This window comes from Paenibacillus ottowii (assembly GCF_050516475.1).
GTDB lineage: Bacteria > Bacillota > Bacilli > Paenibacillales > Paenibacillaceae > Paenibacillus > Paenibacillus ottowii.
Genome location: NZ_CP191577.1, coordinates 4253173 through 4268078 on the forward strand (window position 1 = coordinate 4253173; position 14906 = coordinate 4268078).

Annotated in this window: 14 protein-coding genes; 1 reads left to right on the forward strand and 13 read right to left on the reverse strand. The window is 49.3% G+C overall.

Annotation, left to right across the window (positions count from 1 at the left end):
• Window positions 1-50: 50 nt before the first annotated feature.
• From ACQQ6X_RS19780 to ACQQ6X_RS19835, 12 genes are all read right to left on the reverse strand, one after another.
• Complete coding sequence (locus ACQQ6X_RS19780; RefSeq protein WP_305166719.1) at window positions 51-1700, reverse strand: glycosyltransferase; 1650 nt, start codon at window positions 1698-1700, stop codon at window positions 51-53.
• Between the two features lie 61 nt (window positions 1701-1761).
• Entirely contained in the window at window positions 1762-2895 is a 1134-nt protein-coding gene (locus tag ACQQ6X_RS19785; protein WP_149034164.1) for a CgeB family protein, read from the reverse strand.
• A 33-nt stretch (window positions 2896-2928) separates the two neighbouring features.
• Window positions 2929-4020 (reverse strand): CgeB family protein, encoded by a 1092-nt coding sequence (locus ACQQ6X_RS19790; RefSeq protein WP_063209428.1) that lies wholly within the window; start codon window positions 4018-4020, stop codon window positions 2929-2931.
• A 180-nt stretch (window positions 4021-4200) separates the two neighbouring features.
• The gene (locus ACQQ6X_RS19795; protein WP_155762566.1) at window positions 4201-4557 is read right to left on the reverse strand and encodes a hypothetical protein; all 357 of its coding nucleotides are present in this window, start codon (window positions 4555-4557) and stop codon (window positions 4201-4203) included.
• Window positions 4505-4855, reverse strand: a complete 351-nt coding sequence (locus ACQQ6X_RS19800) for a hypothetical protein (protein WP_149034166.1) — start codon at window positions 4853-4855, stop codon at window positions 4505-4507. Before ACQQ6X_RS19800 ends, ACQQ6X_RS19795 begins: the two co-directional genes overlap by 53 nt.
• Window positions 4855-5187 (reverse strand): hypothetical protein, encoded by a 333-nt coding sequence (locus ACQQ6X_RS19805; RefSeq protein WP_063209432.1) that lies wholly within the window; start codon window positions 5185-5187, stop codon window positions 4855-4857. Before ACQQ6X_RS19805 ends, ACQQ6X_RS19800 begins: the two co-directional genes overlap by 1 nt.
• A gap of 29 nt (window positions 5188-5216) precedes the next feature.
• Window positions 5217-5504 (reverse strand): hypothetical protein, encoded by a 288-nt coding sequence (locus ACQQ6X_RS19810; RefSeq protein ID WP_063209434.1) that lies wholly within the window; start codon window positions 5502-5504, stop codon window positions 5217-5219.
• Between the two features lie 117 nt (window positions 5505-5621).
• A complete protein-coding gene (locus tag ACQQ6X_RS19815; protein WP_305166720.1) occupies window positions 5622-7076 on the reverse strand; it encodes a glycosyltransferase family 2 protein in 1455 nt (484 codons plus the stop codon).
• A gap of 72 nt (window positions 7077-7148) precedes the next feature.
• Window positions 7149-7880 (reverse strand): sugar phosphate nucleotidyltransferase, encoded by a 732-nt coding sequence (locus ACQQ6X_RS19820; RefSeq protein WP_142613427.1) that lies wholly within the window; start codon window positions 7878-7880, stop codon window positions 7149-7151.
• Window positions 7877-8677 carry a glycosyltransferase family 2 protein gene (locus ACQQ6X_RS19825; RefSeq protein WP_305166721.1) on the reverse strand — a complete coding sequence of 267 codons (801 nt, stop codon included), beginning with the start codon at window positions 8675-8677 and terminating at the stop codon, window positions 7877-7879. Before ACQQ6X_RS19825 ends, ACQQ6X_RS19820 begins: the two co-directional genes overlap by 4 nt.
• On the reverse strand, window positions 8674-9615 hold the full coding sequence (locus ACQQ6X_RS19830) for a glycosyltransferase family 2 protein (protein ID WP_305166722.1): 942 nt from the start codon (window positions 9613-9615) through the stop codon (window positions 8674-8676). The genes ACQQ6X_RS19825 and ACQQ6X_RS19830 overlap by 4 nt, the downstream gene beginning before the upstream one ends.
• Window positions 9612-10550, reverse strand: coding sequence for a glycosyltransferase family 2 protein (locus ACQQ6X_RS19835; RefSeq protein ID WP_305166723.1), 939 nt, complete (start codon window positions 10548-10550; stop codon window positions 9612-9614). The genes ACQQ6X_RS19830 and ACQQ6X_RS19835 overlap by 4 nt, the downstream gene beginning before the upstream one ends.
• A gap of 555 nt (window positions 10551-11105) precedes the next feature.
• On the opposite strand from ACQQ6X_RS19835, the gene ACQQ6X_RS19840 reads away from it, so the two are divergent.
• Window positions 11106-12884, forward strand: a complete 1779-nt coding sequence (locus ACQQ6X_RS19840; protein WP_305166724.1) for a M4 family metallopeptidase — start codon at window positions 11106-11108, stop codon at window positions 12882-12884.
• A gap of 228 nt (window positions 12885-13112) precedes the next feature.
• Here the strand turns inward: ACQQ6X_RS19840 and ACQQ6X_RS19845 are convergent, their stop codons facing one another.
• On the reverse strand, window positions 13113-14903 hold the full coding sequence (locus ACQQ6X_RS19845) for a helix-turn-helix transcriptional regulator (protein ID WP_305166725.1): 1791 nt from the start codon (window positions 14901-14903) through the stop codon (window positions 13113-13115).
• Between the last annotated feature and the right edge of the window lie 3 nt (window positions 14904-14906).

Sequence of the window (14906 nt, forward strand, 5' to 3'; positions counted from 1 at the left end):
GACTGGCTGTGCTCCGGCTTAATGTTCATCTCAAGCGGTCCGGCGTATGTTCACCCGGACCGTTGTTTGGCATTCTGTCTTCCCTTGAATGTGACTCGCTTCTGCTTGTGCGCTCTGGATCGCCGTGGCAGGAGCCTCAATTTCCGCTTGAGTTTCTGTCTGGACTTGGAGCTTCGATACAATGGGGAGCCGAGAATTTTCTTGAGACGGCTTCTGCCAGCGCTTCTCTTATACCTGCGATTTCGCAGTCGGGGATGCTTGCGGCTCTTTGGCCATCTTGCCTGAATACTACGCTTGCGGCGAGGTAATTCAGGGGGTGACTCAGGCAAAGGAAGAGCTGGTTGTGGCAAACCCTGAATGGCTGCATATTCGATGGGCGGCAGACCCAGCACCGGCATTTGGTTAATCACCGATTCGGGAAATTCCCGAACGGTGTTGGTATATGCCTCCGGTATTGCAGTGACCTGACGCAGCCCTCCGCCTTCCCTCGTCCATACAGGACCGCCCGGCTGCTGAATCAACGGGAACCAATGCGGATGATGACATACCCATTGACTGACCATAACGTGCAGACTGCTTCGGTAGGAATCAGGTCCGTAGATGCGCGTAGCCGCACTATTGTTACGCACACCAATTCGTTCCGCTTCCTCGGGATGGTCGAGCAGATAGCCTACTTTTTGCGCCAGCATATCGCTGTTTCCCGGCTCTACCAAAAAATCCGAATTCCCAGTTGATTCCATTAATTCCACGAGTCCGCCCTGCGCGAAGGCTACCACAGGCTTGCCGTACACCAGACCTTCCAAAGCCGTCATGCCAAACCCTTCCTCCACCATGCTAGGGATCACTACAATATCCATTGCACTATAGGCTGTTGAGACGGATTCCTCGAATGAACTGAACTGGAAACGGCGGCTGTAACGAGACTGGCGAATCAAAGAGACACATTTTACGTAATACTCGGAATCCACTGAGCTGCCGATAATCCAGAAACGGCACCGTGAATTGGTTTCGCACAGCTTTAGAGCCATATGGACAAAAGGCAACAGCCCTTTGGCTTCGTAGATAAAGGAAGAAATATAACCAATACAGATATGAAAATCCCGCAGTCCTAGCTTTTCACGTTTCCTTCTCCGTTCCAGCACATGTTCTCTAGGCGATGGCATATCCATATCCCGGCATGGAGACAACACTGTATGCGGACGTGTCAGTCCCCCGCCATGCAAAGGACGCATAACCGCTTGCGAAATGCCGATGACCCATTGGCTATAACGCTCAATAATGGAGACAGAAACTGGCGTATACGCATTCTGGTTAATGACCTCGGTTATTTTCCAGATCACCGGAATATTAAGCTCTTGAGCAGCTATCGCGGGCATGACGTTCACACAGGTATTGACCAGCACCACATCAGGCCGGGATTGCCCAAGCATCTGAAGTAACGGTGCATACACCACATGGTTCCGCAAATTCTCTGCATCTTGCGCCAATCCCTCATAAGGGGTATACATGCCATGCAGCATGAACAGATTCTGAATCTGAACTGTGATGCCACGCTTGCGGGCCATTGAGGTCAGCCGTCCTTCATCAGGTGTTACCAATATGCAATCGAAATACGTGCGAACGTCTAGACAAAATTGCAGCAGCAGCTTCTCCGCCCCTGTAATACTGCGAACATTGCTGACATGACTGAACAGCATCATTTTCGGCTTGATCGGAGTTCACCTCCTTATAAAATAGCAACCAGCGGACGTATGGATGGCCTTATGGGAATATGACCGACAGCAGTTGGTCAATCCGGTGACCATACGTGTGCTCCCGCAGGGTTCGTTCGAGAGCACGCAGAGCAATCTCACGACGCTCCTTTTCGTGTGTCAAATAAAATTCAATCTTCTCCAGCAGCTCCTGCTGGGAACTATAAGTTTCAATCTCTTCCCCCGGCTTGTAAAAACGAGCCAAATCGTCCCTTGTATCCGTCAGTTGCAGCGTGCCGCTGGCGCAAATTTCAAACGTGCGGGGATTTGGCGAAACCCCTGGAATTTTCAATGCATTATTGTTCACCGAATCATCCTGATGGGAACGATGAAGGTTAATTACGATTTTGCTGCCGTTATACGAATCATTCGTTTCGGCCGGAGACATCCAGCGGCCCAGCTCAATTTTGTCACCATACAACTGATAATCGGGGAGACGATCCCACCAGATTCCGTTGATTTTAATGTTGCGGGCCATAAGCTGCGGCATAATTGGATTAAAGAAGTAGATGCGATTCCAGTAGGCTGAACCTGTAAATCCAATCTCACGTCGTACTGAAGCAGGCGAGCTGAGCGGAAAATAGTGAGTCAAAAATGCCCCGAAGGGCAAGTAGTGCACCGATGTGCAACCCAGCTGACGATACAGTTCTATACAGTTCATTTCTAAGGTGAACACATAATCATAATTCGTCACCAATTTGGTCGTCGTGTCAGTGTAATAGGGATCGTCTGTCAGCCAGATGGCAGTAGGGATGCCCAACTTGCGTACCGCAGCAACCTGCTCTAGCGGAAAATCCATCCCGTCGAGTGCCAGCATCAGATTCGGACGGAGCTGAGCGGCAATATCTCCTACCGGCTGGCGCGGGTCTGTCACGGTAACCTGAGCCGTCATGCTCTGCAACGTGGTAATGATCGCCTCATCCAGTGGAGAATACGGAAGGCCTTTACCCGAGACGACATACAGTACATGGATCTGTCGAAAAGGAAATGTCGCTTTCGTTCGCGACACAATCGCGTTAGCACGTCCGCGCAGGTATCCTTCATCGTATCCGTCATGGATTCCCGCCGCTCTCCCCTTCTGCCAGGAGGCCGCCGCTGTCTGGTGAACAGCTGGGTCATACGGTCCTGTCGTAGATATCGTCATCACTTTCACTCCTCACTGTTTATGGTGTTTACTTTAGGCCATCGCCTTGTCCAGCAATTCCTCCATGCGATTTGAGTACCTATGCTTTTGCATGGTTGTGTGCAGTGCGCGCCAGGCTATGCGTTCGCGTTCCCAGTCATGCTTGAGATAGTAGTCCAGCTTCACCTTCAGTTCCTCTGCTCCTGAGAAGGTTTCAATGTCATAGCCTGGTTGATAATAGCGGTGCAGATCTTTCCGCACATCCGTCATTTGAAGCGTCCCGCAAGCGGAAATTTCATATGTCCGAGGATTGATGGATTCCGCTGACAGCTGGTGTGTGTTCCGATTATCCAGTCCGGGGTCTGTCGGGCGGTGCATATTGATGACAATTTTGGAGCCGTTGTAGTATTGAGCGGTCTCTTCCGGCTCCATAAAACCTGGTCGGATAAAGCGCTCCAGCACATCACGCCGGGTCAGCCGATCCCAGTGCCCACCTACGATCAGCACTCTTTTGTCCGCCAAGAAGGGAGCAAGGTAGTCGAACAGCTTCACACGGTTCCAGAAGGCATTTCCAATGAAGCAAATATCATGCTGATGCTCACGTTCTACTCGCCGGGGATAAAAGATACGGGCTGACACAGCAAGCGGCAAATAGTGAACCTTCGTTACTCCCTGTTCGCGATAAAACGGCAGACAGGAAATTTCATGCGTAAAAACGACATCGTAGAATTGACAGATCAACGCCGTATCCTCCGTAAAGTAGGGATCATCTACAAACCATATGGCCGTCCGAATGCCCAAGGCTCGTATTTGTTGTACCTGCTCCAGATGATCCGCCGGAAAAACATGCAGTCCGTTCATAACCAGTACGAGGTCTGGACGGTGAGCCGCAGCGTCTGCCAGCATCGTAGCAGGGGTACCAATGACGCACGAGCTGCATATTTGGCTCAATGCTTCTTGCACACCTGTGTCTATAGCTGCGAAACCTTGCGGAATATACAATACTTTCAACTGGCGAACAGCAGGTTGTATTGCCACGACCTGTGACAGAGCAGCCGTGCAACCGCCCATTCTGCGTCCTTCCCGATAGCCACATCGGTATGCTTCGCGTTCATTTCCGCTTCGTTGATCATTCACATCCTTCACCCTGTCCTGTTGTAGGATAAACTTCTGTCACTCCTAAACTATATGCGGAGGGGTCAAACGCATCATGGACGACTGCCACTGCCCGGACAAAATTGGCGTTTGCCCGTCCAACTACCAAAACGCAAATAACCCCGAAGCTGCCAGCTTCGGGGGTTAACCGCAATAGATCATTGGCATAATTTACTGTGCCTTATAAGCGACTTGGTGGCCATCTTCATATCCTTTGGCAAAGCCTGAATTGAAGCCCTCATTGTAAGCAGCATCATATCCCTGCTGGAATGCCTGCGGGTCATGCTCTAATACAACAGAGGGCTGTGGATTCTCGACTGAAGGAGCTGCGACCGGGTTAGCTTGAGGTTTTTTCCGTCGCCGCGAAAGAGAACGTCTTCTACGTACAGGATAAAGTCCCCTTTTTCGGCGTCTTAGAGCAAGCAGATGTCTTCTTCTCCGTTTTAATCTGCGAATGCTGGAACGTCGGGCATCTCTACGTCTTTTGCGGGCTTTGGCTCGACTGATGCGTCCCCACCTTGTACTCATGTTCATTCCTCCTTTTCTTTCTCGTCTTGGTTTCACTTTTTTGCACAGGCACCTGGAGCCATGGCTTCGTCGGTTTCCCATATACCTGCCTTCTTAGTTGAATACCCGCCAGCATTTGCGTGATTTTCCCCTGATAGTTGCTGAGTAGACGAATGGTCTCTTCCAGACGGGAAGCCGACATATCCACATGGGGCGTCAAGTCCGCAAGACTGGTCAGCATCCGGGCAACGGCGTGCTGGCTGGCAGCAATAGACTCCATCATATCCAGCTTAATCTCACGTTCACGCCTCATGCTCATTAGCTCATATCCCCCGGGCCCATTCCTCCCATCATTCCTTCCATTCCGCCACCCTGCTGCTCATCCTGATCCAGCAATGCTTTAAGGTTGCTGCACAGTCCAGTCTGAAGCCGGGTCAATCCCTCCAGCATTTCCACCATCTGCTCATGAATTTCCAAAGGCCGTCCCAACTGCTCTTCATCGGTTTCAAATGCGGAAGGCGCCAGATGGTTCAGCGTCCAATTACGCATTTTTTCCGCTTCGACCGCCTTGGCCTCCAAAATCATAGATACATTCCGCTGCATCTTGGAGGCCGCATCCAGCATGTAAAGCATTGCTTTTTCCCTACTCATGTGTTCACTCCCTACCCTCGGTTGTTACACTACTCCTCTTCCGGATATGCCGTCTCCTTCACCACACGAACGAGCATTTCAGCCATGGCTTCCTGAAGGTCGGCAATACCGTTCAAATAGGCAACAATACTTTTGTTTACCTGTCCCGAACTATCCATAATGCCCGGAATCCCATCAAAACGCGGCTCCTCATCCGGCAGTTCATGGATGATCTGTGCCATGCGCACGACCACCTGCCGTTCCGCATCCAGCAGCCTCGACATCTGCTGCTGCGAGTGCGAAATATGGATCAGCAAATCATCTAATTCGTTATGCATAAGCCCCTCCTTTATGTGTTCCGCCTTGCGGAACGCACGAAATACCTACGGGCTTTCCGCTACTACAGCGTATGCCGCAGCGAGTAGTCGGTTCGCCTAAAAAAAGCCTATTAATCATTACAAATGCCCTCGCAGCACTGGTGGAGCAATAATAGGCTGCTTCTCCGGCAATGCCGATAAATCTTCGGAGGACAAAAACTGAATGGGATAGTCCTCAGCCCGCCAGCTCATCACGGCGTAGAGGGTAAGGAACGGTCTTTTCCAGCCGTTGCCGATTTGGTACAGTTGCCCGCCTTCAGCATACAGTAACTCGATCCAGCGCTTGCGTTGAGCCGGGATATGAAGTGTGGGCAGCATAGACATGTTCCCCAGTTCAGGAGCCGCCAGTACAGGCAAGGGTTCATTGGGCGTTACAGCCACAGGGGTTGCGTCAGTGCTGACAGAGACCGTCGCGTCCGGCTCCCCTACCAAGGGAAGCGCCAACAAATCAAGCTGAGACACTCTAACAGGACGCACGTGCTCACCTCCCACAGCACTAGCATCATACAGCCGCCGCCTACTTCCCGGCTCTATCCGAAATACTGCACCGGATGGTCCCTGAACAAGCGCCCCGATAGGATAAAAGCTTGCTGCTGATAAATGTGCTTCCTTACTTGATAACCCCTGGCCGTCCGGGTCTGCTGTTCCGAATTGCGGGTCGTGGAACAGCTTATCCGCGTTCCCCCATTTTTGTACAAAAAAGGATCGGTTCCGGCTTCTTTCCTCCACTGAACCGCTTCTTTCAGTCGTTTGAGGAAAACCATCAACCGTATCCCGATCACTTTCTGCAAAATGGATAAAAGCATCTCTGGCAATTGCCATACGTATTCCCAATAAGCGTACACGCAGCAGCCAATCTGCATGGGCTTCCTCACTACTGTGGCAGCCTTCGTCCCAGTACCCTGTCTTTACCAAAGTTTCTCTACGCAGTAGCAGACAAAATGCGGCCAGGTTTTTAGTCTCCCGCCATGCTTCCGGATTGGGGGTATCATTGGCCATAGCAAATGGATTTACTTCATGCCCGTTCATATCAGGAACCTCAACTTGCTGTTCTCCGAAGGGACCATTCGTTACAGGTCCGACAACTCCAACACGCGGATCGCTGTTTAGACAGCTCATCAACCGATCCAACCAGCCAGGAGTCACTATGGAATGTGGGTCCAGTACGACAATAGTTGTGCCTTTTGCCATCATCAGTCCCTGATTCAGACTGCCGATCCTCTGAACATCCTTTGTTAACAAAGCATAGCGCACACCGATGCTTTTACGGAGCAAATAGGTGGGTGTCCCGTCTGTCGAGCCGCAGTCCACCACAATAATTTCGTGAGGATAGGTCGTATTCTCCTCAAGATGGTGAATGCAGGCACGGAGCTGTTGAAGCTGATTGCAGGACGGAATAATAATACTGACGCCTTCAAATACCTTGCCGAACGAAGCTTGCCCCAACTTCCTGCCTTGCTCCTGGCCCCTGTTATAGCCTGACCAATAGCCCTTCTTTCCGAGCCGTTTGCTGTGCATACTCAGGCGTTTCATGCCGTTCACTCCTCCGGGTGGCATTATGCCTATACTATATGCCTGGCCCGGCTGAATGGTGTTTCATTGAAATCAAGGTAGAAGTCCCTTCATTTTCACTCCAGCTTCCTGAAGGGAATCAAAGGTCCCTGCATCGCTCCAGTAGCGCCGTAAAATATCATATTCCAGCTTGCCTTCAGCAGCATAACAGTTGTTAACATCGGTGATCTCAAGCTCACCACGTGCCGAAGGTGTTATTTCACGGATCTTATCGAATACGGCAGTATCATACATATAGATCCCCGTAACACAATATTTAGACTGAGGATGCTGCGGCTTTTCTTCAATCCGCATAATGCTCTCCGGACGCTCGGGATCAAACACGGGTACCCCGTAACGACGGGCATCTGCCACTTTTTTCAGCAAGACTCTGGCGCTCCCTGGTGGCTGTTGTTTGAACCGTTCGATGACAGGTCCCAAATCTTCCTTGAACAAATTATCACCCAGCAAAACAGTGAACTTTTCTTCTGACTGCATATAGCTTCTTGCCAATTCGAGTGCTTCCGCAATCCCGCCCGCTTTTTCTTGAATCCGATAAGTCAATTGGATACCATAATTACTGCCGCTACCTAAAAAATCAGTGTACAGTCCAGCCGATTGTTTACCAATAATAATGAGCAAATCGGTAATCCCCGCTTGCCGCAACCTTTCGATACCGTATACGATCATAGGGTACTTGCCGACCGGAAGCAGATGCTTGTTGAGTAATGTAGTCAACGGATGAAGGCGCGATCCGGTTCCTCCTGCGAGAATAACCCCTTTCATATCTTCCTTCCTCCTTCGACAGCATGTTCAGTGCATGGAATCGCAGTGTTTCCCGTTTCGATAAACATTCTGGGATCGATGCTCCATTTTTCTATAAACAATCGATAATTCCGCTCGATCAGCTCTTCGAGCCAGGAAGTGTCCGAGCGCGAGAAGCTCGCATTCCCCTGGTGATAGACAAAACAGTCATTGCACATGAGCAGCTTGTAGCCATGCACGCGTGCACGCAGACAATAGTCGTCATCCTCATAATGTCCGGGGCTGAACCGTTCATCCAGCAATCCAATCCGTTCCATCAACTCACGACGAAATACCAGGCAAAACCCGACCAAGCGCCTGACCTCTTGCCATCTTGAGGGATTGCTCGTATTATTCTGCTCCGCATATCTCAGACAGCTGACCATATCTCCTTCTATTCCGTGAATCTGCTGAATACCGCTGACGTAATTCGTCACCGGTCCCACCAATCCCACCGAGCTTTCACTGTGCAAAGCAGCCAACATATTCGATAGCCATCCCCGTGTAACCGTCACATCATTGTTTAAAATGACGAATTGATCACCCGAAGCCAGACGGATTCCTTTATTACAAGCTGCTGGAAAGCCCCTGTTTTCAGGAAGACGTATGCTGATTAGCCGTTCGGATGCGCAAAAATCATCCGTTCCGTCATTCGAAGCGTTGTCCACAACAATAATTTCATACGGGGCATCTGTCGTATGTGTTCGAATCGCCTCGATACACGGCTTTAATAAAGCCAGGCCGTTATAAGTCGGAATAATGATGCTCGTCAGACTCATCGTGCATTCCTCCCTTTGGCAACGTCTACCCGTGTTGGTACAGGTCCGAACGGAGAATATCCGGCTACTTGAAACACTGTCGCCAGCGCCTCTGCATGATCGCCGATGATTAACTGTTCCATAGCGTTCCCTTTCCCGACATTGAAGGACCGCTTGCGATTGGTTTTAATCACATCGACAGCATGTACTGCTGCCACGATCATGCCATGCAGAATCGCCATCGCGTGGGCCTTCGGCGGTACTGCAAGCACAGCCGGCCCCAGTTGATCCAGCACACGCCGTGATAATGCATGGGGTACAGCAGTCAATGAGCTTGCTCCAAGGTCCGACCTGCGCAGTACGCGATTTAGGAACCCTTTGCACCGTGTTACGCTGTCCTGCTGGGGATAGGGCGGCAAATGTCTGCCCAGATCATTAAGCGCCACATCCGTTCCCTGATCCACCGCTTGAAGAAAAGGCAGCAAATCAGACGCCGGGATCGGCAAATCTCCGTCCACGAATAGAACGATATCAGCCTGCGTCAAACGTGCGCCTACCGCACGGCCAACATCATGCCCCAGGCGATCCGGTGCGTTGACGAGAGTCACCCCAGGATGGCGTTTGGTTACGGCAGAGCGCGTACCATCCGTACAGCCGTTTAATACGACAATGATATCCGCAAGCGGAAGTTTCTCCAGCTCGCCTAGAACCCGGTCAATCGTAGCCTCCTCATTACAGGCGCTAACCACGGCTGCTGCAGTCCCCTGCAATACAATATCGCTCGGGCTCGGGGCTTCACGTTCCTCAGGCGGATTGATTTCGGGCATTCCTTTCGCCCGAGGTGTGGGCTTTCTCACCCTGCGGCTATGCATCGAAGCCGTCGATTCTCGTTTTCGCTGTACACGTCTTAACCCCAAGCCAGGGTCTTCACGTTTTCTTCTGCGATACGCTCTAGTCACGTTTTCACCTCGTCTCTGATCCGCTTGCGCTCCAAATCCGTATATCCCGCCCGTGCTCCCAGACGTGATGTAAGCCAGGCAATGGCATCCAGGTGATCCTGGACAATTACACTTGCCAGCGGGTCCTTGCCATTCTGTTTTTTACGTGGTGCGTTCATTCTACCGACAGCTATTCCATATACAGTCACCACTCGTAACCCGGAGACGATGGACATCACTTGAAATAGCGGAGGTTTTTCCAAGGACTTTAGACCCACCTCTTTTAAAGCCTTTTGACTTATGGCATGTGGAATACCCGTCATCGACGCTCCCCCTAAATCAGCACGATTCGACAAGATATTCAATACATGCTTTGCCTCAACTACAGGATGTATGGGCGTGCGGTTCACAGGTCCATGGTAATCATTCAGCACCACATCCGCTCCTGCGCATATGGCCTGTATAAATGGCCGAAGTCTGGCACAGGGAATGACAATATCACCATCCAGAAAAAGCAGGATCTGTCCGGATGCCGCCTCCGCTCCAATACGACGACCCACATCATGTCCAAGCGGTTCTGGGAAGGAAAGTACACGAGCTCCCGCCGCCGCTGCCACCTTCGCCGTTCTATCGTGTGATCCGTTCTCAACGACGATAACCTCTGTATGTGGATGGACATGGCGCGCTTCGCGAATCACAGCTCCGATGGTCTTTTGCTCATTCATGGCCGGAATAATGACAGATACGAGAATCTTTCCCGCTGATGATGGTTCAGATGGCCGCGCTATGCCGCTTTGCGCCCCTCTTTCCGTTTCGGGTACATCGCTCTTGTCGGGGGCTATCGGCTTCTTATCCATGTTCGGCATTCGGTACGGTAGCCACATCTTAGAGTGATAATAAGCTCCGGAATGCCGCCTCCGATTGATCTTGAATCCAGCTTTTCCACGCTTCCTCATGCTCCCGTCTCACCTCCCTTGCTGCTGTATAGATGAACAGCATGATTAGGACAGTTCAACATAACCTATGCGGTCCAAAAGCCGTGTGTAACGGCAAGCGTGGAGACTTTTCGACACAGCAATTTTCGACTTTATTTTACAAAACTTATTATTCCCATTAAATAAATGAGATTTTAGGGTCTAAAGAATCATTTTGGATAAATTTGTTACATGGATCTTCTCGTCCGTCATTCTCTGTGATAATATCAGAGCCAGATGATGGGAGTTCGAAAAATCAACTTTTGTTTTTTTTGCATAAGGCAACTTTTTTCCATTATCGGCTATGATTCCACTATCTTTGCATACGACAGGAAGGGAGGAGTTTGTCACCTTTTTAGGCTACATGCTTCACATGCAGTACCCTCTTTTCACGTACGCTTCATGAAAACACTTCGGTATTTCTCTTCATGTTCCATTCTTTTATCCCAGACGACAACATGACCTACATAAGTGGCGCAATACCTTATTCAAAACAGGATGATTCATCCTGACATTAATCGAGGAGAGTGAATTTTAATGAAAAAAGTATGGGTTTCGCTTCTTGGAGGAGCTATGTTGTTGGGGTCTGTAGCGTCTGGTGCATCAGCGGAGAGTTCCGTTTCGGGGCCAGCTCAGCTTACACCAACCTTTCACGCCGAGCAATGGAAAGCCCCTTCCTCAGTATCAGGGGACGACATTGTATGGAGCTATTTGAATCGGCAAAAGAAAACGTTGCTGGGTGAGGACAAATCCAGTGTACGTGAACAATTCCGAATTGTTGATCGCACAAGCGACAAGTCCGGTGTGAGCCATTATCGGCTGAAGCAGTATGTAAACGGGATTCCCGTATATGGAGCTGAACAGACTATTCATGTGGGCAAATCTGGTGAAGTCACCTCTTACTTAGGAGCCGTGGTGACTGAGGATCAGCAGGCTGAAGCTACGCAAGGTACAACTCCAAAAATCAGCGCTTCTGAAGCGGTCTACACCGCATATAAAGAAGCAGCTGCACGAATTGAAGCCCTCCCTACCTCCGACGATACCCTCTCTAAAGACGCTGAGGAGCAAACCAGTGTAAGCAAAGATACTTACTCCGAAGCAGCTAACAACGGAAAAACGATATCCATTGATAAGGACGAGCTGAGTCTCGATAAGGCATCTGCCCTGAAAGATAGCAAAATTGAAGCGGTGGAGGCAGAAAAAAGTTCCATTGCCAAAATCGCTAATCTGCAGCCTGAAGTAGATCCTAAAGCAGAACTCTACTACTACCCTAAGGGGGATGACCTGCAGCTGGTTTATGTAACAGAAGTCAATGTTTTAGAACCTGCCCCACTGCGTACCCGCTACATTATTGATGCCAATGACGGCAGTATCGTATTCCAGTATGACATCATTAACGAAGCGACAGGCACAGGTAAAGGTGTGCTTGGTGATACCAAATCATTCACCACTACAGCTTCCGGCAGTAGCTATCAGTTAAAAGATACAACACGCGGTAACGGTATCGTGACTTACACAGCCTCCAACCGTCAAAGCATCCCAGGTACCATTTTGACAGATGCTGATAATGTATGGAATGATCCAGCCGGTGTCGATGCCCATGCGTACGCTGCCAAAACCTATGATTACTATAAATCCAAATTCGGACGCAACAGCATTGACGGACGCGGTCTGCAGCTCCGTTCGACAGTCCATTACGGCAGCCGTTACAACAACGCCTTCTGGAACGGCTCCCAAATGACTTATGGAGATGGAGACGGTAGCACATTTATCGCCTTTAGCGGAGACCCCGATGTAGTAGGGCATGAACTTACACATGGTGTCACAGAGTATACCTCGAATTTGGAATATTACGGAGAGTCTGGCGCACTGAATGAGGCCTTCTCGGACGTCATCGGTAATGACATTCAGCGCAAAAACTGGCTTGTGGGCGATGATATTTATACACCAAACATTGCAGGCGATGCCCTTCGCTCAATGTCCAATCCTACCCTGTACGATCAACCAGATCACTATTCAAACCTGTACAAAGGCAGCTCCGATAACGGCGGTGTTCATACAAACAGCGGTATTATCAATAAAGCTTACTACTTGTTAGCACAAGGCGGTAATTTCCATGGCGTAACTGTAAATGGAATTGGCCGCGATGCAGCCGTGCAAATTTACTACAGTGCCTTTACGAACTACCTGACTTCTTCCTCTGACTTCTCCAACGCACGTGCTGCTGTGATCCAGGCTGCAAAAGATCTGTACGGTGCAAACTCAGCAGAAGCAACTGCAGCTGCCAAATCTTTTGACGCTGTAGGCGTAAACTAAATCATATCCCCTTTCCTCTTCACAATTCTCGTCCATTGAACCTTTGCCGTTGTGCAACTGTTACTTGGTCCTGCCCATACGATGGACGAAAATAGGGGTGCAGTGTACAAGTCTGCACCCCTTCCCCCCTTATGATGGCGCCCCTTTGAGGGGCGTCCTTTTCTTATCCATTTATCTCTCAATAAAAGAAAATTGTACATTTAAACATAATTCGGACTTCAACAGCTCTTACAAAAGTATTCCTGTCTCTCTTGCTTTTTGCACGGCTTCTTCCCGATTGTTGACTCCCAGCTTGTCATAGAGAGTGGAGGCGTAATTTCTTACTGTCCCGTTGGATAGGTAAAGTTTCGAAGAAATTGTTTTATAACGGTTTCCTTGAGACAAAAGATTCAAAACTTCTAGTTCGCGTTTCGTTAAGCCATACTCATTTCCATCTGACCTCGATCCGACTGACTCTTCTTCATCATTGTCGTCCCACATTTTATGGAACAAATCTTGGTCAATTACCGTGCCTCCCCGATAAACGAGGCGAATCGTTTCAGCCAGTTCACGCGACTCTATGGATTTCAGCAAATAGCCGTCAGCACCGCTTCGCATGATTTCCTTCGCCCTCTCTGTATCCTGAAACGTTGACAGGATGAGAACGCGAATGTCAGGCCATGTTTCCTTGATTATTTGGGTCGCACGAATCCCATCCTGATTGGGCATCTCCAAATCCATTAATATCAAATCCGGATTCAGGCTTCTGCACAATTCCACAGCTTGTTCCCCATCTTCAGCCACCCCCACTACCTGCAAGTCCTCCTGTCCGTCCAAGATGGTATGGAGACTGTCCCGGATAAACGAATGATCATCGACGATACACAAGCGGATTCTTTCATCGGACAATTGTACAAGTCTAGGTAACACACATGAGATGAACGTCCCTTCGCCCTTTTCGGAGTATACAGTGACTCTCCCTTGTAACTGTGTCGCACGTTCTTTCATTGCAGTTAATCCGAAGCCATCCTTCCACTCGTCCACTCCGCGACCATTATCCTGTACATCCAATCTTGTTTGTTGTGGCTCAAAATGCAGTGACACAATGATTTCGGTGGATTGTCCGTGGCGCACAGCATTAGTCAGCGATTCCTGCAAGCACCGATAAAGCGCCATTTTCGCTTGTTTGGAGACTATGTACTCTTCCCCTATTATTCGAGTCCGTACATTTACTTTTGCATGTTTCTGGAACTCCTCTGCTAATTGTTGCAAAGTAACAGTCAAGGGAAGCGATTCTTGTGGTGAATCTATTTGATGCAAATAGGCTCTCACTTCCTCCATACTGTTACGGGCTAATTGCAATAATGAGTCGATTTTCTGCTCTCCATCTTTTGTTGCTAATTCCGTACGCAATATTTCCAACCCCATAATGATCGAGGTATAGGAATGCCCCATCGTATCATGCAAATCTTTGGAAAGTCTGTCGCGCTCCTCCAACAAAGTAATCCGCTCAATCTGAGATAGGTACTGTTCCAGCACAAGCTTCTGATTGCGTATAATTTCATTTTGGCGGTAATTAGAAACGAGTAAGTGGAAGGAAAATCCTATCGCAAAAGCCAGACCGATTTGTGGGATAATCGCCCATAGATCTGTTCCTGGGGAAAATATTGCAACGAGCAATGGAAACAAAACAACTGTGATAGAACCCGACCAACGGAATGATTTATGGGCACTATTTGCCGCGATCATGAAAGTTGGCATTAAAAATGCAAGATATGCCGCCGGAAATAATAAGGTTAAGTAGAAGCACACTCCGCCAAACAAAACCATCTCAGTAAGCAGATAGTAGCGATAACTGAACATTAAACAAATCCAAGGTATTGAAAATGCGGCAATTTCCCAAAGGACGATGATCCAAAGGGGCACAGTTAAATGGTCTTGGTGTTGAATAGTAGTTATCATCAATGAAAACCAGATGACAAAACGTATACAAAGCAATAACCAGTCATACCAGAGCCATTGTTTCCAGGTTGTAAACAAATT